The organism is Mycobacterium europaeum (assembly GCF_034555895.2).
GTDB lineage: Bacteria > Actinomycetota > Actinomycetes > Mycobacteriales > Mycobacteriaceae > Mycobacterium > Mycobacterium europaeum.
This window is the reverse complement of sequence record NZ_CP157315.1, coordinates 95,290-115,251: the sequence shown is the minus strand read 5'-3', so window position 1 is coordinate 115,251 and position 19,962 is coordinate 95,290. Positions and strand designations below refer to the sequence as shown.

General features: G+C 65.4%; 20 protein-coding genes, 1 tRNA gene and 2 pseudogenes. 14 read left to right on the top strand and 9 right to left on the bottom strand.

Translation table 11 applies throughout. From position 1 onward, the window contains the following. Position 1 precedes the first annotated feature (1 nt). The gene (locus U8D42_RS00625; protein ID WP_322861639.1) at positions 2 to 1,711 is read left to right on the top strand and encodes a CocE/NonD family hydrolase; all 1,710 of its coding nucleotides are present in this window, start codon (positions 2 to 4) and stop codon (positions 1,709 to 1,711) included. Between the two features lie 3 nt (positions 1,712 to 1,714). On the opposite strand, the gene U8D42_RS00620 is transcribed toward U8D42_RS00625, so the two are convergent. Further along, on the bottom strand, positions 1,715 to 2,995 hold the full coding sequence (locus tag U8D42_RS00620; protein ID WP_322861640.1) for a cytochrome P450: 1,281 nt from the start codon (positions 2,993 to 2,995) through the stop codon (positions 1,715 to 1,717). Between the two features lie 295 nt (positions 2,996 to 3,290). On the opposite strand from U8D42_RS00620, the gene U8D42_RS00615 reads away from it, so the two are divergent. Both U8D42_RS00615 and U8D42_RS00610 read left to right on the top strand, forming a co-directional pair. Beyond that, positions 3,291 to 3,845 (top strand): TetR/AcrR family transcriptional regulator, encoded by a 555-nt coding sequence (locus U8D42_RS00615; protein ID WP_322861647.1) that lies wholly within the window; start codon positions 3,291 to 3,293, stop codon positions 3,843 to 3,845. A gap of 188 nt (positions 3,846 to 4,033) precedes the next feature. Next, positions 4,034 to 4,873: a mycofactocin-coupled SDR family oxidoreductase gene (locus tag U8D42_RS00610; RefSeq protein ID WP_322861641.1), complete on the top strand. Its 840-nt coding sequence runs from the start codon at positions 4,034 to 4,036 to the stop codon at positions 4,871 to 4,873. On the opposite strand, the gene U8D42_RS00605 is transcribed toward U8D42_RS00610, so the two are convergent. From U8D42_RS00605 to U8D42_RS00595, 3 genes are read right to left on the bottom strand one after another with little or no spacing between them, the layout of a single operon-like run. Continuing rightward, positions 4,866 to 5,672 carry a carboxymuconolactone decarboxylase family protein gene (locus U8D42_RS00605; protein WP_322861642.1) on the bottom strand — a complete coding sequence of 269 codons (807 nt, stop codon included), beginning with the start codon at positions 5,670 to 5,672 and terminating at the stop codon, positions 4,866 to 4,868. The two genes, U8D42_RS00610 and U8D42_RS00605, sit on opposite strands and share 8 nt — an antisense overlap. A gap of 9 nt (positions 5,673 to 5,681) precedes the next feature. Further along, positions 5,682 to 6,500: a mycofactocin-coupled SDR family oxidoreductase gene (locus tag U8D42_RS00600; RefSeq protein WP_322861643.1), complete on the bottom strand. Its 819-nt coding sequence runs from the start codon at positions 6,498 to 6,500 to the stop codon at positions 5,682 to 5,684. Positions 6,501 to 6,508: 8 nt separating this feature from the next. After that, positions 6,509 to 7,339 carry a mycofactocin-coupled SDR family oxidoreductase gene (locus U8D42_RS00595; RefSeq protein WP_322861644.1) on the bottom strand — a complete coding sequence of 277 codons (831 nt, stop codon included), beginning with the start codon at positions 7,337 to 7,339 and terminating at the stop codon, positions 6,509 to 6,511. A gap of 93 nt (positions 7,340 to 7,432) precedes the next feature. Between U8D42_RS00595 and U8D42_RS00590 the strand changes: the two genes are divergently transcribed. Then, positions 7,433 to 8,047 (top strand): TetR family transcriptional regulator, encoded by a 615-nt coding sequence (locus tag U8D42_RS00590; RefSeq protein ID WP_322861645.1) that lies wholly within the window; start codon positions 7,433 to 7,435, stop codon positions 8,045 to 8,047. 60 nt (positions 8,048 to 8,107) lie between these two features. Here the strand turns inward: U8D42_RS00590 and U8D42_RS00585 are convergent. From U8D42_RS00585 to U8D42_RS00575, 3 genes are all read right to left on the bottom strand, one after another. Further along, a tRNA-OTHER gene (locus U8D42_RS00585) sits at positions 8,108 to 8,166 on the bottom strand. Positions 8,167 to 8,483: 317 nt separating this feature from the next. Continuing rightward, complete coding sequence (locus U8D42_RS00580) at positions 8,484 to 9,155, bottom strand: RES family NAD+ phosphorylase (RefSeq protein ID WP_007168496.1); 672 nt, start codon at positions 9,153 to 9,155, stop codon at positions 8,484 to 8,486. Next, positions 9,152 to 9,547, bottom strand: coding sequence for a hypothetical protein (locus U8D42_RS00575; RefSeq protein WP_007168495.1), 396 nt, complete (start codon positions 9,545 to 9,547; stop codon positions 9,152 to 9,154). Before U8D42_RS00575 ends, U8D42_RS00580 begins: the two co-directional genes overlap by 4 nt. An 801-nt stretch (positions 9,548 to 10,348) precedes the next feature. Here U8D42_RS00575 and U8D42_RS00570 point away from each other — a divergent pair. Together U8D42_RS00570 and U8D42_RS00565 are read left to right on the top strand one after the other, a co-directional pair. Continuing rightward, the gene (locus tag U8D42_RS00570; RefSeq protein ID WP_007168493.1) at positions 10,349 to 10,600 is read left to right on the top strand and encodes a FitA-like ribbon-helix-helix domain-containing protein; all 252 of its coding nucleotides are present in this window, start codon (positions 10,349 to 10,351) and stop codon (positions 10,598 to 10,600) included. Further along, on the top strand, positions 10,597 to 11,013 hold the full coding sequence (locus tag U8D42_RS00565; RefSeq protein ID WP_007168492.1) for a type II toxin-antitoxin system VapC family toxin: 417 nt from the start codon (positions 10,597 to 10,599) through the stop codon (positions 11,011 to 11,013). The genes U8D42_RS00570 and U8D42_RS00565 overlap by 4 nt, the downstream gene beginning before the upstream one ends. A 73-nt stretch (positions 11,014 to 11,086) precedes the next feature. Here U8D42_RS00565 and U8D42_RS00560 read toward each other — a convergent pair whose 3' ends face one another. Beyond that, entirely contained in the window at positions 11,087 to 11,272 is a 186-nt protein-coding gene (locus U8D42_RS00560) for a hypothetical protein (RefSeq protein WP_132160383.1), read from the bottom strand. A 641-nt stretch (positions 11,273 to 11,913) separates the two neighbouring features. On the opposite strand from U8D42_RS00560, the pseudogene U8D42_RS00555 reads away from it, so the two are divergent. The 8 genes and pseudogenes from U8D42_RS00555 to U8D42_RS00520 all read left to right on the top strand — a co-directional run. Next, positions 11,914 to 12,927, top strand: a pseudogene (locus U8D42_RS00555) (IS256 family transposase); the annotation flags it as partial. Positions 12,928 to 13,043: 116 nt separating this feature from the next. Further along, positions 13,044 to 14,093 carry a tyrosine-type recombinase/integrase gene (locus U8D42_RS00550; RefSeq protein WP_007172498.1) on the top strand — a complete coding sequence of 350 codons (1,050 nt, stop codon included), beginning with the start codon at positions 13,044 to 13,046 and terminating at the stop codon, positions 14,091 to 14,093. Next, on the top strand, positions 14,090 to 16,033 hold the full coding sequence (locus tag U8D42_RS00545; protein WP_007172497.1) for a tyrosine-type recombinase/integrase: 1,944 nt from the start codon (positions 14,090 to 14,092) through the stop codon (positions 16,031 to 16,033). The genes U8D42_RS00550 and U8D42_RS00545 overlap by 4 nt, the downstream gene beginning before the upstream one ends. Positions 16,034 to 16,079: 46 nt before the next feature. Beyond that, positions 16,080 to 16,298, top strand: a pseudogene (locus tag U8D42_RS00540) (transposase); the annotation flags it as partial. Positions 16,299 to 16,787: 489 nt separating this feature from the next. Continuing rightward, entirely contained in the window at positions 16,788 to 17,060 is a 273-nt protein-coding gene (locus U8D42_RS00535) for a type II toxin-antitoxin system Phd/YefM family antitoxin (RefSeq protein WP_033711258.1), read from the top strand. Between the two features lie 3 nt (positions 17,061 to 17,063). Then, positions 17,064 to 17,471 (top strand): type II toxin-antitoxin system VapC family toxin, encoded by a 408-nt coding sequence (locus U8D42_RS00530; protein ID WP_007168487.1) that lies wholly within the window; start codon positions 17,064 to 17,066, stop codon positions 17,469 to 17,471. Between the two features lie 20 nt (positions 17,472 to 17,491). Beyond that, positions 17,492 to 17,833 carry a hypothetical protein gene (locus tag U8D42_RS00525; RefSeq protein WP_007168486.1) on the top strand — a complete coding sequence of 114 codons (342 nt, stop codon included), beginning with the start codon at positions 17,492 to 17,494 and terminating at the stop codon, positions 17,831 to 17,833. A gap of 60 nt (positions 17,834 to 17,893) precedes the next feature. Next, positions 17,894 to 18,199 carry a hypothetical protein gene (locus U8D42_RS00520; RefSeq protein ID WP_007168485.1) on the top strand — a complete coding sequence of 102 codons (306 nt, stop codon included), beginning with the start codon at positions 17,894 to 17,896 and terminating at the stop codon, positions 18,197 to 18,199. A gap of 1,447 nt (positions 18,200 to 19,646) precedes the next feature. On the opposite strand, the gene U8D42_RS00515 is transcribed toward U8D42_RS00520, so the two are convergent. Next, positions 19,647 to 19,790, bottom strand: a complete 144-nt coding sequence (locus U8D42_RS00515; RefSeq protein ID WP_155250266.1) for a hypothetical protein — start codon at positions 19,788 to 19,790, stop codon at positions 19,647 to 19,649. Positions 19,791 to 19,962 lie beyond the last annotated feature (172 nt).

Genomic DNA, 19,962 nt, shown 5'->3' with positions numbered 1-19,962 from the left:
TGTGACGACACTCAACGGCCCCCAAACCACCGGCCGCGAATACCGGAACCTCAGTGAGCCGCAGTACGGGACTCACACCGACATCAACATCGCGATCAGGATGCGCGACGGCACAACGCTTTTGGCCGACGTTCACCGACCGGATGCCGAAGGCCGCTTCCCGGCGCTGCTGGCCGCCTCGCCGTATCCGCGGCAGATGCAGGACCTGGGCGCGCCGGCGGGGTTCATCGAGGCCGGCAGGACAGACTTCTGGGTGCCGCGCGGCTACGTGCACGTCATCGCCAACCTGCGCGGTACCTCCGGCTCCGAGGGCTGTTTCAACTTCTTCGACGCGCAGGAGCGCCGCGATGTACACGACCTCGTCGAGTGGGTCGCGGCTCAGCCGTGGTGCGACGGGAACGTCGGCATGATCGGCATCAGCTACTTCGCGATGACCCAACTCGAGGCAGCCGTCGAGCGGCCACCGCACCTCAAAGCGATCTTTCCCCTTGCCGTGACGAGCGACCTGTACGAGGGTGCCAACCACCACGGGCTGCTGAGTTCGTCATTCATCACCCCGTTCCTCGCGATGATGGGCCTGACGTCCGAGCGCAGCGACAAGCTGTGGCGCAGCAGGCCATTGGGGCTGGCGAGGCGCGTGCTGAACAGTCCGGGTGTGCACAAGAGATTCGAGACCATGAACGGCGAGGCGGCGGTCACCATGCTGCGCCAACTGCTCAGGCTGCCCCACGATCCCCACCCGTGGGACGAATTGTGGCAGGAGGCGGCGGTCAAGCACCCGACGCGCGACGAGTGGTGGGAGGAGCGAAACCTGTTGCCGTTGCTCGCGCGGATCGACATCCCGGTGTATCTGGGGTGCGACTGGGAGAACGTGCCGTTACACCTGCCGTCGACGTTCGCCACCTGGGAGGGGCTGTCGGACAACGCAGATGTGCGGATGGGCATGCTTGGGAAGTTCGGGCTGACCTGGCCCTGGGAGAGCATGCACACCGAGGCGCTGGCCTGGTACGACCATTGGCTGAAGGGCCGCGACACCGGCATCACCGAGGGGCCGCCGATCCGCTATTTCCTGCCCGGCGCCGACGAGTGGCGAACCGCCGCCTCCTGGCCGCCGTCAACGGCCCCGCATCACGAACTCGCGCTGCGCGCCGACGGCGCGTTGGCTGCCGACGAGGGTGAGGCGGGCGGTCGCGAATTCATGGTGCTGGGCTCCGGATTGGGCCGCGTCAAACCCAGCGAGGTCGATCCGCCGCCGATGCTGGCCTGGACCAGCGCGCCGCTGGCCCAGGACGTCGATGTGGTCGGCGACATCGAGCTGCGGCTGGTTGCGTCGGCGACGGCGATCGATACCGCCTGGATGGCGATGCTGCAGGACGTGGCCCCGGACGGGGAGACGATCGCCGTGACCGCAGGCTGGCTGCGCGCCAGCTTGCGCGAGGTCGACGACGCGGCGAGCCGCCCCGGCGCGCCGGTGCTGCCCTGCCGTCACCCGCAAGCGGTACCGCTGGGTGAGGACGTCGAATACCGAATTCCGTTGGTCCCCAATGCGCGCCGGTTCAAGGCCGGCCACCGCATTCGCCTGACGCTCACCAGTGACGACCAGGACCCGTCGACGCCGGCGATGATGAACTTCCGGCATGCCAGCGTCGGCACCTCGAGCCTGAACACGGTGCGCTCGTCGTCGCGCCTATTGCTGCCGGTGCTCGGATAGCGGTCAGTCCACCGGGGTGAATTCGATGTGTAGCTCGGTAAGCCCGCGCAGCAGGAAGGTGGGCTCGTAGCGGTACTGCCGGTGGCCGAGTGGGCCGTGCTTGGCCTCGCCGATCACCATGTCGCGGGTCCGATCCAGAAGGCGGTTGATGGTGATCTGTCCCTCCACCCGCGCGAGCGGGGCGCCCGCGCAGGTGTGGATGCCGCGGCCAAACGCGATGTGCTCGCGGACGTTCTTGCGGTCCACCCGGAACTCGTTGGGATTGTCGAACTTTCGCGGGTCGCGGTTGGCCGCCCCGATGCACAGCATGATGACCGTGCCGGCCTGGATGTGCACCCCGCCCAATGTGGTCGTCTTGCGTGCGAGCCGAAAGTCGACCTTGGTGGGACTCTGCATGCGCAACGCCTCTTCGATGAACGGGCTGATCAGGTCGCGGTCGGCCCGCAGGCGCTCCTGCAGTTCGGGTTGGTCGCCGAGAACCTGGACCGCCGAGCTCAGCAGCTTGGTCACGGTCTCCTGCCCGGCCGCGAACAGGAAGGTGGCCGGCCGGACCACCTCCAACAGGGGCGGGGTCGAACCGTCGGGGTAGGTCGCAGTGGCCAGGCCGGTGAGCACGTCCTCGCGCGGTCGCTCTCGCCGCTCGGCGATGTAGCCGCTGAAGAGGTGATCGAGGTACTGCAACGGGTTACTGCCCACCGGCTCGTGATCGAGGGCACCCACCCGGGCGCCCGGGGCGTTGCCGGCCCCCAGGTTGCGGCGGATCTCGGGGCGGTCCTCGTCCGGAACCCCGAGGAGGTCGGCGATCGCCAGCGTGGCGAACGGCTTGCCGTAGTCGGCGAGGAACTCACAGCGACCGTTGGCAAGGAATTCGTCGAACTGCCGGTCGGCCAATTGCCAGATGTAGTCCTTGTTTTCCTGCAACCGGCGGGGCGTCAGGAGCCGGCCCAGCAGGGAGCGCGCCTTGTCGTGTTCGGGCGGGTCCATGACGACCATGTGCTCGAAGATCGGGAATTCGTGGCGATGCGCGTCGATTTGGTCGCTGATGTCATCGCCTTCCGGTGTGAACGGCAGCGGCGGGAAGGGACCGCCGATCGCGTTGACCGCGGAGAACGAATCGACGTCTTTGAAGGCGGCCTGGACTTCCTGGTAACCGGTGACCGCCACCACCCCATAGTGCGGCTCGCGGAACACCGGCCCCTGCTCCCGCAGGTAATCCCAGTACGCGTAGGGGTCCTGGGCGATGTCGGCATCGGTGAAGTAGTCGACGCCGGCGAGATCGGTCATGAGTCCAAATCCTTTCCCGGCATGAGAGTGCCGAAGTTCCAGCGCGGGGAACCGCCCGGACGCGCAGCCGGGCGGCCGCCGCCGGGGTCGTGCCGCCCGCGGCACGCCCGTCGGCGTGCTCCGCACTGCTCCTCCCGCGTGGCCATCACGTCGCAAAACTGGTCGATCGACCAAATTGCTAGGATGCGGTATGCCTACCACGCGTCGCACGGACCGGTCAAGCAGGCCGGGCACCCCGCGCCCCACGGCGGATCGGCGGAACAAGGCGAACGACGAGGCCGGCGCGCGCGGCAAGCTGATCGAGGCCACCGCCCGCGTCATGCGCGCCGAGGGTTACGCCGCGGCCACGTCGCGGCGCGTGGCCGCCGAGGCCGGGGTCAGGCAGGCCCTGGTCTATTACTACTTTCCGACAATGGACGACCTGTTCGTCCAGGTGCTGCGCACCGGCGCGGAGGCGGCCCTGACACGCATGCGCGGCCTGTTGGCCGAAGACGATCCGCTGGCGGCGCTCTGGCTGTTGAACAGCGATCCCGCCTCGACCGTGCTCAATGCCGAGTTCATGGCGTTGGCCAATCACCGCAAGGCAATTGGCGCCGAGCTCAAGGCGTACGCCGAGCGCGTGCGCGACATCGAGACGGCCGCTGTCACGATGGTGCTCCGCGCCAACGGCGTCGACCTCGAGCAGTATCCCCCGGTGGCGATCTCGATGCTCATCGCACAGACGGCGCGCAGCCTGTGCAATGAGAGCGCCGTCGGCGTGACCCGGGGACATGAGGAGTTGCGCGCATTCGTCCAACACCAGCTGAGCCTGCTGCAGGCGCCCACCGCGACGGTGCCCCGCCGCGACTAGCACCAGGTGAGCGTGGCCCCGGTGCCGCGCTCGACCCCTCCCGCGCACCGCCCCCTCGGACGCTTGCGCCAACGGCCCGTTGACAGCGCCGCGGATTGCTGCCAGGCTTCCTGATCGATCGACCAAATTAATGCCGGGCGTGGCGCCCGTTGCCACCGCCCGGCCTCTGCGGACAGTGAGGTGCAATCGTGGGCGGACGAGTCGAGGGCAAGGTGGCGTTCATCACCGGTGCGGCCCGCGGGCAGGGACGCAGTCACGCCGTGCGCCTGGCGCAGGAAGGCGCCGACATCATCGCGGTCGACATCTGCAGACCAATCAGCAGCAGCAGCGAGATTCCGCCCGCGACGCCGGACGATCTGGCCGAAACTGCCGACCTGATCAAGGGCCTCGATCGCCGCGTCGTGACCGCCGAGGTCGATGTGCGGGACTACGACGCCCTCAAAGCTGCGGTGGACGGCGGTGTCGAGCAGCTGGGCCGGTTGGACATCATCTGCGCGAACGCCGGCATCGGCAACGGCGGCCAGACGCTCGACAAGACCAGCGAAGACGACTGGCGCGACATGATCGACGTCAACCTCTCCGGCGTCTGGAAGACGGTCAAAGCCGCCGTACCGCACCTGATTTCGCAAGGCCAGGGCGGGTCGATCATCCTCACCAGCTCGGTCGGCGGGCTGAAGGCATACCCGCACACGGGCCACTACATCGCGGCCAAGCACGGCGTCGTCGGCCTGATGCGCACCTTCGCCATCGAACTGGGCCAGCACTTCATCCGCGTCAACTCCGTTCACCCCACCAACGTCAACACGCCGATGTTCATGAACGAGGGAACCATGAAGCTGTTTCGGCCCGACTTGGAGAACCCGGGTCCCGACGACCTCAAGGTCGCCGCGCAGTTCATGCACGTGCTGCCGATCGGGTGGGTGGAGCCGGTGGACATCAGCAACGCGGTGTTGTTCCTGGCGTCGGATGAATCCCGTTACATCACCGGCCTTCCCGTCACCGTCGACGCCGGGAGCATGCTCAAATAGGTGGATCCGAACCGGCCTCGTCGAGCACACGTCGCTTCTGCTCGGCGATGACCTGGTTGAGGTAGGAGCCTTTCGGCCAACCGTAGTAAGCGGCGAAATGCAGCGCCAGCTCGTCCATTTCGTCGAAGGAGACGTCACCGCTCTTCAATGCGGCATAGACGTGGGACACGATCGGGTACTGGGCGTCCTGAAATCCCACGCATGCCAAGGTGATCAGGCGGCGCTCCTTCAACCCCAGGCCGGGCCGCAGCCACATCTCCCCGAACACGAAGTTGAGGATGCCCGCTCCCGAGTACGGATTGTCTCGCGCCGGCGCGAACGGCAGGCAGTTGATCTCCCGGAACGCGGCCTCCCCGCCGGCCAGCCGTGCCTCGGGATCGCTCGGCGTGGCCAGCGGCAGCAACGGTGGCTGCGGCGGACCGGCATCACCGCGCTCCCGCGCGATGCGCTCCCACTGCGCGTCGACGACCATGTTGAACTGCGAAGCTTTCGGCCACCCCGCATAGACCGCGAAATGCAGCACCGCTTCCCGCATTTCGGTGAGTCTCAGATCGCCACTGTTCAGCGCGGCATAGACGTGCTGCTCGAGGGCCGGTGTGGCGTCGGCGCCGGCCACGCACGCCAGCGTGACGAACCGGCGGTCGCGACGACTCAGGCCCGGGCGGGTCCACACCTCGGCGAACACGAAATCGATCAGGCCGTCGGCCACCACCGGACTGGTATCGGCGGGCGGGTCGACGGTCATCACTTCGGCGAAGGCCCGCACGCCCCGCTCACGCCTCTGGCTTTGGCTGCCCATGGTGCCCCGCTACCTGATCGTCACGCCGGCGTCGACGGTGAACTGCAGGCCCGTCACGTGACGGGCCTCATCGGAGATCAAGAACAGCACCGCGTTGCTGACGTCGCTCGCCTCCGTCATGGGGATTGGCAGCGCGTTCATGAAGATGGGTCCGAGGTCCGGCCGCTTCTCGACGATGAGTTGGTGCATCGAGGCCGGCGCCATGCCGGTGGGAACCCCGGTGGGATGGACCGTATTGACCCGAACATTCTGGGCCGCAAGCTCGTTAGCCAGGGCCAGGCTCATTCCGACGATGCCATGCTTGGCGGCCGTGTAGGGCGTGTGCAGCGGGGTGCCCTTGATGCCGGCCGCCGAGCTGATGTTGACCAGGCTGCCGCCGCCGGCGGCCAGCAGGTGCGGCAGCGCCGCCGCGCACGTGTTCCAGGCGCCGATCAGGTTGACGTCCACCACCAGGCGCCACTGCTCGGCCGTGGTGGTGTCCCAGGTGCCCACCGTCAACACCCCGGCGTTGGCCACCGCAGCGTTCAAGCCGCCGAGTTCGTCGGCACCTTCGTCGATTGCCGCCTTCAGCGCGTTGGCGTCTCGGACGTCGCAGACCTTCGCGACCACCGAGCCACCTTGCTGGGCAACGAGTTTCGCAGTGTGGTGCAGATCTTCCTCGGTGGCCAGCGGGTACTCCAAGCCGTCGGGAGTCGCGCAGATGTCGATCAACAGACAATCCGCGCCCTCTTCGGCCAGCCGCACCGCGTGGCTGCGGCCCATGCCACGCGCCGCACCGGTGATCACGACCCGTTTGCCGGACACCCGGCCCGCCGCCCGTGGTTGCATCGCGGCGGTCACAGCTTGTTGCAGAAGCCGGCGTCCACGGGGAAGGTCACCCCGGTGACGTACTTGGCCTCGTCGGAGACCAGATAGGCGATCGCGGCGCTGATGTCTTCGGGCTCGAGCAGCTCCACGGGCAGCGGGTTCTGCAGGTGGGCGCCCCCTTCCGGAAAGCTTTCCAAGAACTGCGTCATCGCCGGATTGACGGCCATCATCGTGCGGACCGCCGTGGGATGCACCGTGTTGACCCGAATGTTGCAGGGCGCCAGAGCGTTCGCGAGGGCGCGCATCAACCCCACTATCCCGTGCTTGGAGGCGGCGTAACCCAGCCCGCCGCCCTGCAGGCCACCGAAGCCACGCAGCCCCGCCGTTGAACTGGTGAACACGATGGCCCCGCCCCGCTGCCCCGCGATCAGGTGCGGGATCGCCGCCCACGCGGTGTGATACGCGCCGTCGAGGTTAACCGCGACCGCCGCGCGCCACTGCGCCAACTCCTCCTCGATGCTCAGCTGACGAAACGCGACCGGCGCGACTCCCGCGTTGGCGCAGACGATGTCGAGGCGACCGAACTGCTCCACGCCCACGTCGAGGGCGGCCTTGACTTGATGAAAGTCCCGTACATCGGCGACCGTGCCGACCATCTTGCCGCCCTCGGCTTCGACCAACCCGATGGTTTCCTCGAGTTCCCCGCGGCGGGCCATCGGGTAATGGTTCGCGTCGATGTCGGCGCAGATGTCGATGCCGATGATGTCGGCGCCTTCGCGGGCCAGCCGGACGGCGTGGCTGCGGCCCTGCCCGCGCGCCACCCCGGTGATGAACGCCACCTTGCCCCCGAGACCACCCATCACGCCCTCACTTGCTGCGCTCCTCCGCGCGTCGACGCTTGCACTTTCGCTGAGTAACTGCGTTACTCAGGTTGGCACAGTAACATCGTTATCGTGGTCGGTAAAGCCTCGTCGCAACGCGGCGACACGTCGCAGACGGCACCGCAGGCCGCGCCCGATCCGCTGATCGACATCGTGGTCGACCTGATCGACACCGAGGGTTATGACGCCGTCCAGCTGCGGGAAGTGGCGAGGCGGGCCCGCATGTCGCTCACCACCATCTACAAGCGCTACCCCACCCGAGACGACCTCATCGTCGCGGCCCTGCGGTGGTGGATGGACACGCACCGCTACGCCGCCGTCGCCGCGCACTCTGCCGACAGCGACTCGATCTACAACGGGCTGATGTGGATCTTCCGGGCGATCTTCGAACCCTGGGAGAAGCACCCGCGCATGCTGCAGGCCTACGTGCGCGCCCAGGCCGGGCCCGGGGGCGACGAACTCACCCAGCACGGCTTCGACGTCGTCGTGCCGGCCGCGAAATCCGTGCTGAGCGGTTGCGATGAGCGCTTCGCCGACGACCTGGGCGTCATCATGACCGGCGTCGTCTACGGGGCGCTGAGCCGGTTCGCGGCGGGGTCCATCGAGATCACCGACATCGTGCCGGCGATCGAGCGGGCCGTGTACTGGCTGGCCAAGGCGCATGAAGGCACCTGCCGCCATCAGTAGCGGGGAGAGGGGCGGCATCAAACTCGATCGGCCGCATCAGATTTGGGCGTTGTTACGCGGTGGCCAGGGGCGGGATCGAACCGCCGACCTTCCGCTTTTCAGGCGGAGTTCTGGCCTACACCAATGTGTTTCAGCCGGTCAGACCAGAAGCGCAACCGGCATTCGGACGTGTTGGATCAGTCGGTCTGGCTCGTTGGCCCCATGTTGGCCCCATGAGATAACCCAATCTGCGTGGCAAGCCGATCGGGTTACTTGGTCGGTAGAAGCGGACTTGGGCGAAGTCTTAGTGCGATGGTTTTCGCTTACCGAACAGAGCGCGGCGGTCCCGGCGGATCTCATAGAGACGCCAACTGAACTATCGACCGCAACTGAAAGGCTGGATGCAGTCCAATTTGCTTGCGTGTGGTCCGATGGGCACCACCGCGCGCATCCCAATCTAGAGCAGTTTCACCGGCGCTGGCTCAAGCACTAGGCCCCACGGCGTGGTGACGTTGAGGAGCGGTTCGGGCGGCGGGTCGGTGAGCGCGATGGGGTCTCCGGCCAAGCTCGCGGTGCCGCGCCCCTCGAAGAGTGCGACGCAAGCGTTGCCGTCCAGGCGGGACGGGAACCGGACGGCGCCGGCGCCTCGGTCAAAAAGGTCCGCGGCGATCGTCTGCGTGATGGCGCGGCGACTGGTGGTGATCTCGCGCAGATCGAGGTGCTGCAGGTCGTGCTCGAGCAGCAGTTCGACGTGGCGATCCTCGATCTCCTGGCGTGTGGGCACGTCGGTGAGATCGATCAAGGGGCCATCGAGCTTCAGGACTGTGGGAACGAGGGCGTGCTGTATGCGCCACTGCGCAGTGACCGGCTTCTCAGTGAAGTCTTGGGCAGCCTCAGGTCCGTAGCGCTCAACATGGCGGCGCAGCGCGCCGAGGTTCGGCCGGAAGTCGGCTAGCACCTCGCGAAGACACGTTTCCGCCAAGTCAGCACAATAGAGCGTGCGGAACCGGCGGTAGACGTCGTCGAAACGGTGACTGAACTGGTACAGCTCCAGCGGAGTGAAGCCGAGCGGGTCAGCGTAATAGCCGACCCGCCACAGGGTTCGCCCCTGCTCGGGCGCCGCGATCACGACTGGAAGCTGGCGACCTGCCGTGCAGCCCGGACAACCATCGCGAACTCCGCGGTGTCGACCGCCGCACCGAGCACCTCGATCGGCGCGCGATCGTCCAAGCGCGTGTTGGTGCCAAACAGCCACGCCCGCGCCGTCTTGTCGTCGTAAGCATCGACGAGCATCCTGACGACCTTGTAGCCCTCACGTAACCGGCGCTCGGTCGCGCCGTGAGGTTCCGGGCCGCCCTTGCGCGCGTAGCGGCCGATTTGCTTGGCGTCAGCCAAGCCCGCCATCGCCGCCGCGACGCGCTGGCCGACGGCCTCTTGCAGATACGCGGCGATCTCGCGGATCGAAAGCGTCGCTGCCTCATCATCAAGCCGCTGCGCCGCAGAGACGGTCAAGACTGGCATATCGCACCTCCACGTTGATCTACCTGAGACGCTACCACATAAACACCTGAGAACACACCCTGAAGCTACACCTGATAGCCACCAGGCCTGGCCTACGGTTCGCGGTTGGAGCCGTTGAATCAGCATGTTCGCGCAAAAATGCCGCCAACGACGCCGCTCACTGGCCACGATTCGACCTCTAAGGTATGAGCTAACCGGTCACCGTCTCCTCCAGTGCGCACGGTCTCATAGCTGCACGTCAGCGAGGTTCAGCCGTTCCCGCTGTGACGCTCCGTCCCTCTTGTTCGCATCGGTTCCACCGTGTTCTGTGGCCAAATCCGTGGCCATTCCAACAGCCATAAGTGGGCCCATGCGCAACCCGCGGCGCGAGCCGTCGCGGGTGACACGATTACAGATAAGCCGCGAACGTCACCACGAGAAGATCGGCGAGCGCGTCCGAGCCACCTAGGCGTAGAGACTCATCCACCGTGCGATGGTCGGCTCCATGCGCTCGGGCACGAGCGAATCCGCGTCCCGTTGATCCCGCCGTACGTTCCTGTCGGGGTCGCTGAGCAACCAGATGGTTCGCGCCGATGTCTCCATCGCCGAACGGCATAGTTGCATTATGGACGACGCGTAGAGGTTCCTCGTCGTCGTCCGTTGATCTACGAGCAACGCGGCCGCGTACAGGTTCTCCGTGGCGCTCATCATCGGAATCAAACACTCCTCGGTGACCGCTGTCCGTTATAACCGGATCTGGGGCATTCTCAATGAAGGCGAGGTCAACGCACTATCTGAACGATATCGTGATAGCATCGCTCTGTGGCGCAGATTCTCATCCGTCAACTTGAGGACGACACCAAGGCCAAATTGCAGCGACTAGCCCGTCAACACGGTCGCAGCACCGAGGAGGAGGTGCGCGAGATCTTACGGAACGCAGTCCGGCACGTCGATAATCCGCCTGGGCGGCTCGGGTCTCGTATCGCGTCACGCTTCAAAGGCGTGGGCCTGACCGAGGACATACCCGAACTGCGGGGACAGCCCGTCCAGCCGGCACAGTTCAACGAATCATGATCGTGCTGGACACCAATGTGCTCTCCGCGTTGATGCGGGACACACCCGATCCGGCCGTCGTGGAATGGCTCGATAATCAGCCCACCGAATCAATCTGGACGACATCGGTAACAGTATTCGAGATACGCACTGGTATTGAACTTTTGACGCCAAGCCGCCGACGCAAGCGGCTCGACGAGATCTTTTCTCAACTCCTCGACGAAGACCTTGATGGTCGTGTGCAATCCTTCGACCTGACGGCTGCGTTTGCCGCTGGGACCATCGCCGCCACCCAACAACGAGGTGGGCGTGCGGTGGAAATTCGTGATGTGCAGATCGCCGGCATCGCCGCGTCCCGGCACGCAACTGTGGCTACCCGCAATACTCGCCACTTCGACGGAACGGGCGTCGACCTGGTCAACCCCTGGGACTGACGTCGTGCCCCAGATTCATTGAGAATGCCCCAGATCCAGTGATAACGGACAACCGCCGCATCCCCCGCCGGCACTAAGGGATACGCCTCCTTAAAAGCGGCGTCGTCGCCGACAAACGGGCTCCCCGGCTCAGGATGGTGCGGGTGCAGTCCCCACTGCCGCAATTCCGCGCACGCTTGGCACGGTTGCCGATGCGGTCCAGCACGCCGTTCGTCGCCAAATTGACCAGTGCTTCTATCATCTGCTGATCCGGCTGCATAACGAGTCTCCTATTACAACACCAAACACGCCCTGGCTGCGCGGTACGTTCACAATGCACCTGTCCAACGACAAGTCCGGGGTGTTCAAGGGCGCGCCGGCCATTGAGTAACAATTGCGACGTTGCATTTCGTAAGGCGGACGCCCGCGTTGGAGTCTGGGACCTAAGGGGACAATCGGCTTCCCACGCAGCGACTTCCACGTCAGGCAGCGGATTATCGAAGGTGTCGGAAACTGAGAGATTCTGTAGCTGGCCGAATTGACGCGGTGTGTTTGTTGAAGCTTGCATATCGGGCGGCGGTGGCTCGTCCCAAGCCTTCGCCATCAACGTCGGATCGTCGAGGTCTCGGCAAGCGTCGGCTGCTCGGCGGAGCTGTTCCGCTGTCATCCGTTCTGCAGGCTTGTGCCGCGGTGCCTTATCGGACATTGGTGACCCTGAAGATCTCTGATCGTAAGCGGATGGGCGTAGGTTGAACTCTATCTTGGTGGTCAATTCGTCACGGTGCCAGTTCTCCCCAGTTGCGTCCAGCAGAGTGGTGTACGAGCCGGTGATGACCGGCGTGTCGTAGCCGGATGAATGAAGGTCATCGCGTGATTCTTCGAGGGACCGACCAAAGTCACTCGAGCAAAGGAATCAACGCGATGACCATTGCCCACGATATCGACCTGTCTGCCGTGCTGGCCGAACGACTCACCACCACGCACCCTGATGTGCTGCGCGAGTTGTTGGCCGCCTTCATTCACGCCCTGATGGGCGCCGAAGCCGACGCGGTGTGCGGTGCCGGCTACGGCCAGCGCAGCAGCGAGCGCACCAATTCCCGCAACGGGTATCGGCACCGCGAGTTTGACACCCGCGCAGGCACATTGGATCTGGCGATTCCCAAGCTAAGGCAAGGTTCGTACTTCCCGGACTGGCTGCTGGAACGGCGCAAACGCGCCGAGCGGGCCCTGACCACGGTGGTGGCTACCTGCTACCTGCTGGGCGTTTCGACGCGGCGGATGGACAAACTCGTCGAGACTCTGGGCATCACCAGCTTGTCGAAGTCCCAGGTCAGCGTGATGGCCAAAGAGCTCGACGCCGCGGTCGAGGCGTTCCGGACCCGGCCACTGGATGCAGGCCCGTACACGTTCATGGCTGCTGACGCCCTGGTGCTCAAGGTTCGCGAAGCAGGCCGGGTGGTCAACGTGCACGCGCTGATCGCCACCGGGGTCAACGCCGAGGGCTACCGCGAAATCCTGGGCATCGACGTCACCACCGCCGAGGACGGGGCCGGCTGGCTGACCTTCCTGCGGTCGCTGACCGCCCGCGGCCTATCAGGGGTCCGTCTGGTCACTTCCGACGCCCACGCCGGTCTGGTGGCCGCGATCGGCGCCACCCTGCCTGGGGCATCGTGGCAACGGTGTCGCACCCACTACGCCACCAACCTGATGGCCATCACTCCGAAATCATCGTGGCCGTGGGTACGCACACTACTGCATTCGGTCTTCGATCAACCTGACGCCGGTTCCGTTGCAGCCCAATATGACCGCATCATCGACGCACTGGCCGACAAGCTCCCCAAGGTCGCCGACCACCTCGAAGACACCCGCGCCGACCTGCTCGCCTTCACCGCCTTCCCCAAACAAATTTGGCGGCAGATCTGGTCCAACAACCCACTATCCGTTAACCGGCTCTCCGGGGACACGGTTCGGGCTGCAGCGTGAGGTTCACGCACAAGCGCTGAGCACGGATGGATGCTGTCTGCATCTCGGTGGGGGAAGGCGGAGCGGCGATGCGGGTACTCAAGAGCGACAGCGGATATGTCCTGGAGGGCGACTGGGACGGGCAGGACGCGGTGAACGCGTTTCTCAACCATTTGGCGGGACGGGGGTTCAGCGCGGCCACGGTGCGGGCCTACGCATTCGACGTCGCCAATTTGAGCCGGTTCCTCGTCCAGCAAGCGGTCGGGCTCGCCGCGGTCGATGCGCCGTTGGTGTTCGACTGGATCGACTGGCAAGGCGTCCGCCGAACGGACCAGCCCACCGGCGGTCACCGCTCGTCGACCCCGCCGGCAGCTTCGACGGTGAACCGCCGGGTCGCGGCAGTGCGCGCGTTATTCGAGTATCTGGTGATGACCGGTGTCTGCACCGACAATCCGGTGCCGTCGCCGCGGCGGGGACAGGGGCTGCGCCAGTCGCAGCGGGGGTTGCTCGGTCATCTGGGTCCCGGGCGTGCACGCAGTGGCGGTAGGTTGGTGCGTCAGCCGCAGCGTCTTCCGGAATCGTTGTCCACCAACGATGTCGACGCGTTCCTGGCGACACTGGCAACGCACCGGGACCGGGCGATGGTGCTGGTGATGCTACTCGGAGGGCTGCGTTCGGCCGAGGCGCGTGGCCTGCTGCTCGCCGACGTCGATATGGGCCGGCGCCGGCTTCGGGTGATCGGCAAGGGCGGCAAGGAACGTCATGTCCCGGTCGATGCGGCGTTCTTCACCGAGCTCGCCGCCTACCTGCGATGGGAGCGGCCGCCGGGGTTGGCGACGCCGCAGTGCTTCGTAGTGCTGCGCGGCCCGACGACCGGTGCACCGGTCAGCGAGGCCGGGCTGCGCAGCCTGTTCCGTCGGCACCGGGAGACCTCTGGCGCCACAAGAGTCCGCCCGCACCGTTTACGGCATACCTACGGCACCGAATTGTCGGCGGCCGGAATCGATCTGCTGGCGTTGCGGGCGTTGATGGGGCATGTCTCGCCGGAGACCACGGCCCGCTACGTGCATTTGTCGATCGAGCAGCTCGCCGCCGAATACGGTGCTGCTCGTGCGACGTTGGCCGGAGCCCGGCAGTGACCACGGTGTTGGTCGGCCAACCCGTAGGCGCCGACGAGGTGGTGGCGGATTATCTCGACCACGTCGCCACCCTGGGTTTGAGCGGGCGGGCGGTACGCGACCGGATTCGGATCGCTCGCGACTTCACCGCACGCCACCGCGACCTGCACGCCTGGATGACGCTGCCGGCAGCCGAGCGGATCGCCGAGATACGGGACACCGGGGCGTGGCCGCTGATCTGTCACACGATCGGCACCGGCCGGTTACGGCTGGACGTCGAGCTGGCCGCGGTCAAACAGTTGACCGGGCTGGGCCGCGCAGTGGAGGACCGGGATCCGAGCGGATTCGCCGCGTTGCGGAATGCGGGAATTCGGTTGGGCTGGAGGAGTTCCTGGGTCGAGACGGTCCTCGGCGAATGTCTGGCGGTAGTGCTGGCACACCACGGCGGAATGGTCGCCGACCTGACCGGCGACGCGCTCGACGACTTCGACGCCGCGCTGTCACGTACCGTGGTGCCGCCATCGTCGCGGCGGGCATACAGGGGGCGGCTGGCCAGCCTGCGGCAGCTGTTGTTCGAGACCGCGGTCATCGACACCGCGCCGAAACGCCGGCGGTGGGCCCGTAGCCTCGAGCAGCGCTTCACCGAGGTGGAGATGCCCGACCCGATCCGTCAGACGTTGCTGCGCTACATCGGCGTGCGCGCGGCGGTGCTGCGGCCCAAATCGGTCGAGTCGCTGATCAACGACCTGCTGCCCTTCGCCGAATACCTCACCGCTCACCATCCCGACGTCATCAGCCTGCGTGAACTCGACCGGAGCTGCATCGAGGGCTACCTGAAATGGAATCGCACCCGGGGCTGGCGTGGTCAGCGCGCCGCCGCGGGCGCCGGGCGCACCGTCTCGGCCGCGGTGGCCCAGTCGGCAGTGCTCAGTCTGCGCAACCTGCTCGACGACATCACCGCCTGGGGCTGGGCGCAGGCCCCACCACGGCGGTTGGTATTCGCCGCCGACGTCCCCAAACTCGACCAGCCGTTGCCACGCGCGCTAGCACCCGATGTGGACGCGGCAGTGATGAACGCCGTTGCCCACCTGCAGGATCCGTTCGCCCGCATCGGCCTGACCGTGCTGCGTGGTGCCGGCCTGCGGGCGGGGGAACTGCTCGACCTCGAACTGGGCAGCATCATCGACTACGGACCGGCCGGAACCTGGCTGAAGGTGCCACTGGGCAAGCTCGCCACCGAACGCATGGTCCCGCTCTCCGCCGCGACCCTCGCCGCGCTCGACGAGTGGGTCGCCCTCCGCGGCACGCACCGGCCGCTGCCGCACCCACGCACCGGCGTGCTCACCGACTTTCTGTTCACCCGGCACGGACGCCGCCTGGGCTACACCCGGCTGCGCAACGGGCTGCTCACCGCCGCTGAATCCGCCGGGTTGCACCGTCCCGACGGCGGCGTCCTGATGGTCACTCCACATCAGTTGCGCCACACCTGGGCCACCGAACTCGCCAACGCCGGGATGAGTCTGCAGGCCTTGATGTCCTTACTCGGGCACGTCACTCCACAAATGACGATCCGCTACGCCACCCTGGCCTCGCCCACCCTGCGCGCGGCCTACGACGAAGCGATGGGCAAGATGCGCCGCCAGTTCACCCTCACCCCGGTCGGCAAACCGATCCTGCCCGACAAGGTCGGCTGGCTGCACAGTGAAATGCTGAAAACCCGCGTTGCACACGGATACTGCGCTCGCCACGAATCCGCGGGCGCGTGCCCTTATGCCAACATCTGCGAAACCTGCGACAACTACGTCACCGCCCCCGAATTCCGCGACACGCTCACCGACCAACTCGCCGACGTCCAGGCCCTCAGAACCGACGCCGAGTGCCGCGGCTGGACCGACGAAGCCGCCCGCCACGACCGCGTCGCCCACGCCCTTACCGACCACCTCCAGCGCCTCGATCGATGAACATCCCACCCCGACGGGTTGACCCGCCCCCGAGGGCCGGATAAAAGAACGACTCAACAAGGAAATCCGCCGGCGCACCGACGTCGTCGGAATCTTCCCCGACCGCAACGCCCTAATCCGCCTCGTCGGCGCGGTGCTGGCCGAACAACACGACGAATGGGCCGAATCCCGCCGCTACCTCGGCCTCGACGTCCTCAGCAAATCCCGCGCCGACCACACGCCATCAACAGAACAGGAGGACACCCCGGCGGCACTGACCGCCTAAACCACCAAGTCGAAGAATCACACGACGACGTCGTACACCACGTCCCTGGACTTGACCTTCTCCCCTGCCGCGTAACACTCGGAAAGATGGCAAACGACATGTGCCACAGTCGGGAGCAGGCGGAGCAGGTCAAGGCTAGGTTGGCCGAGTGGCTGGCGCCACCAATGGTCGGGACGACGGCACTGACTGAGCGGCACCGCCCGCAGACCGCCGGCATCAAGCGAATGGCTCGGCCGTATAACCACGCGCTGACCGTCGCATATCTCTGCCCCACCTGTGAGAATTGAGCTGACAAGGCAGCTAGAGACGGATAGGTCCCTTTGTGAGCACCGATGGCCGCGAGCCTGACGACGAGGCCGGCGCGGAGTTCCTGAACGGCTTCGTCGATAGGTTGATTCTCGGGGGCGGGCGTGTGGACATGGGCCGCCGGCGCTCCGAACCAGTTGCGCCACCATAGCATGTAGTACAACTATGTAGTACATTATTGGTATGAGTGAAGTACCTCTCCGAATGCTCAACCAAGAGACGGCAAAGGTCTTGGCCCGCGTCAAGCGTGGCGAAGAGATCACGCTTACTGAGCGCGGGGAAGTCATCGCCCGAATAATCCCCGCTACCGCCGGCCCACTGGATGCGTTGATCACTGCCGGCAGAGTGCAACCGGCGACGCTGGCCGGCCCAGCCCCGCGGCCGACCGTTCCGATGCACGACAATCTCGACGCCGGCGCGCTATTGCAACGTCTGCGCGCCGAGGAAAGGTATTAGCCGGTGATCTACCTGGATACCTCGGCTCTGGTCAAGCTGATCCGGATCGAAGTCGAATCTGATGCTCTAGCTGACTGGCTCGATGAACGCACCGAAACACGTTGGATAACATCTGCCTTGGCTGAAGTGGAGCTCCCCAGAGCCATCCGCGCAGTCGCCCCAAATGGCTTATCTGCTGTCCCCTCTGTGCTGGCCAGACTGGATCGGTTCGAAATCGACCAGGTCATCCGCGCCACCGCGGCCGCCTACCCCGATCCGGCGCTGCGCTCGCTCGATGCGATACACCTGGCCACCGCTCAAATCGCCGCATCCACAGCACCATTGACCGCCATGGTCGCCTATGACAGTCGACTCAGCGACGCCGCCCGTGCCCTCGGGATAACGATTGTCACACCTGGAAGAAACTCATGAACGGCTCAGGAGGAGAACACATGTCAGCACGTTTCTATGATGAGACCGTTTTTCAAGCGTGGCAGCGCGGTGTAGAGATCGCCGGTCCCCGATGGTTCGCCGACGGCCAGACTTCCCCGGACAGCGCGACCAGCAAGTGGGATCTCTCGCCGAGGGTCGACGAGATCCGATCAGCTATCGGATGGCTGTCCTCGGGCGAAGCGATGTTCCTTGCGGCGATGGTGAGCTTTTACAACTCTGAGCCCGGCGGCGAACTCTTGCGATCACTTGGCGCAAATGGCCTCAGCGACATTGCTGCCAGCCTCGACGAATCACGCCGACAAGTCATCGCCGACCTGCCCCTTGCCTACGCCGGCTGGTGAAAACCTCGCCGGCCGTCACTCCCACGGCTTCCCGCTACAACCCGCCGCAAAGGACAACCCATGGCTGACCTGCCAACTCGTCCCGAACTATTCGAGAACGCCCGCGCCTGCATCGACGAAGTGAGATCAGCGCTCAGCGCGGCGCGCGACTGGCTGCGCTCGGACTGGCAGCTCCTGGGCACACCACTGACTAAGGAGGCCGGCCAAGCTCGGGTGGCCATTTTGGAATCGATCGGCGAGGCCAAGGACCTCATCGACGCGATGAAGCGCACTGCAGCCTCGATGAAGCGGCGCAGCACGGCGTTGCGAGCGCGCGGCAGAAACGCCAGGCGACCGCGCTGTCTGGTGCGCCGCGCAGCGCGATGAACCGCCCGCCTTGCCCGCCGCGACCCGTTGCCGACCTGGTGGCCGGATGTGAACGGGCGCTGGCTCGAAGATGGTGGAAGATGGTGACCGCAAGACATCGTGCGTTGCGTGGTGGACCGCCCGTCACGCCTCAATCACGAACTTTGCGACTGGGCGCGCGCACCAACACTTCATGCTCGGCATCATGGGTGGCCGCTTCAGGCGCCAGGCGTGTTCGGCAGCCGACCGTCATACCCGCCGACGAGCGGTCGCCCGGCCACGATGTGCGCGACTCGGGCGACCGGTCCCAATCACCAAGCAAACGTCCTCTCCCGAGGCTTCGGGGTGCGTCATCCGCTTGCCCCGCATGTCGACATCCGTTGCTGCGCGGCTAGCGGCCACGCCAGTCAAATGTCGATTCCCGCTGCGGTGCCTACCTCAAAATCCCGGCAATCCCGGCAGGGTGAAACCACCGCCCGCGCCGGTGGAAGCGCCGCTCCCAGCGCCGCCCGGACCGGTCAAACCGCCCGACGTGCCAGTACCGAAGCCGCCGCCATTGTCGTTGAAAGCACCGGACCCGCCGGTCGACGCCCTGCCCCCACCGATCGGGGTGGACACTCCACCAGACCCGCCGCCCCCAACTGTGATCCCTGGGTCTGGCTCATCCGCCCAGGCAGCGCCCGCGCTGGCTATCGGGATGAGCCCGGCGGCCAAAGCTGCACCTGCGGCCATGCCGAGCTTGATCGTGATACCGCGGCGTCGTGTCTTGCAAGTCATGTTCCCCTCCGAATTCATGGATCATTAGATGATCGCGTTATGATCGGCGCACTTGTCGTGCGTTGCACAGTCACTTAGGTGGTAATGGGGCTCACCTCCATTCCCACAACTGGATTCCCACAACTGGTGATAGCAATGCCACCAGCTGTATGAACTTTGGCTATGCAATGCAGCTTAGCTACTACAGAAAGTGAGCGTCAAGCCAATTGGGCTACCTTGTTTGCAAAGTGATTCATATTCATAAATTCAGTGTTTCAGTAGACACTGACTTCCACACCTACAATCGTATATTGCAGCAGTTCAACAACCATGTACTGGTGTACTGACATGCGCCAATTCGCGTCTGCGTACTTACTGATATCGAGCACAACGTGAATCATTCAGGCCAGAGTCTGACTTGATTACGATTATCAGAGTTTCAAGGTGCCAGCAAACTAGACTTACTCGGTTGGTGCCCGATATCTGCAGAAACCTTTCTTCCTAGAATTCAGTATCGCTGTTGGCCAAAAATCGCTCCCTGCGTAGTCCGATCAGCAGTCACACCTCGCCGCGTGCACCTAGACCGTCCCCAACACAGGGCCTCAGCAGACGCCCGCCGGCAACTCATCGCCGACGACGCGCGAGGGGTGCCGCGCCTCACCTTGGGCCCAAGTGCAGGACCCCTCATTGATCCGCGTACTGATATGCAGATCTACTGAAACGCACCCGAAGAGGGGATCGCCGCAATGAGCACCGGCCGCAGCCGCATCGAATCGAGCGCCGCACCGTCCCACAGAAACACCGCGGCTGCCACCCCGCCCTCACCTACAGGCACCGGGCCGACCGAACGCCTCATGACCATCCGGTAGACAGGCGACCAACGAACACGCCGAACCGTCGACCTATCACTTGGCACACACCCGGGTCTTGACATCTGGCAGCGAGATGCCGCCGACCGCCTCGGACTCGCAGGATGCAGGCGGAAATAACCGGATTCTTCTCTGGACAAGCTCGACGCAATCCACGCC

Coding starts and splice junctions, on each gene's coding strand:
- U8D42_RS00595 (WP_322861644.1), bottom strand. CDS start 7,339: ATGGGTGGTCTCGGGGGCAAGGTGGCGTTCATCACCGGGGTGGCGCGC.
- U8D42_RS00535 (WP_033711258.1), top strand. CDS start 16,788: ATGAGTGAAGTACCTCTCCGAATGCTCAACCAAGAGACGGCAAAGGTC.
- U8D42_RS00525 (WP_007168486.1), top strand. CDS start 17,492: ATGTCAGCACGTTTCTATGATGAGACCGTTTTTCAAGCGTGGCAGCGC.
- U8D42_RS00605 (WP_322861642.1), bottom strand. CDS start 5,672: ATGGGCAGCCAAAGCCAGAGGCGTGAGCGGGGCGTGCGGGCCTTCGCC.
- U8D42_RS00550 (WP_007172498.1), top strand. CDS start 13,044: ATGCGGGTACTCAAGAGCGACAGCGGATATGTCCTGGAGGGCGACTGG.
- U8D42_RS00520 (WP_007168485.1), top strand. CDS start 17,894: ATGGCTGACCTGCCAACTCGTCCCGAACTATTCGAGAACGCCCGCGCC.
- U8D42_RS00515 (WP_155250266.1), bottom strand. CDS start 19,790: ATGAGGCGTTCGGTCGGCCCGGTGCCTGTAGGTGAGGGCGGGGTGGCA.
- U8D42_RS00575 (WP_007168495.1), bottom strand. CDS start 9,547: ATGCCAGTCTTGACCGTCTCTGCGGCGCAGCGGCTTGATGATGAGGCA.
- U8D42_RS00620 (WP_322861640.1), bottom strand. CDS start 2,995: ATGACCGATCTCGCCGGCGTCGACTACTTCACCGATGCCGACATCGCC.
- U8D42_RS00600 (WP_322861643.1), bottom strand. CDS start 6,500: ATGCAACCACGGGCGGCGGGCCGGGTGTCCGGCAAACGGGTCGTGATC.
- U8D42_RS00565 (WP_007168492.1), top strand. CDS start 10,597: ATGATCGTGCTGGACACCAATGTGCTCTCCGCGTTGATGCGGGACACA.
- U8D42_RS00560 (WP_132160383.1), bottom strand. CDS start 11,272: ATGCAGCCGGATCAGCAGATGATAGAAGCACTGGTCAATTTGGCGACG.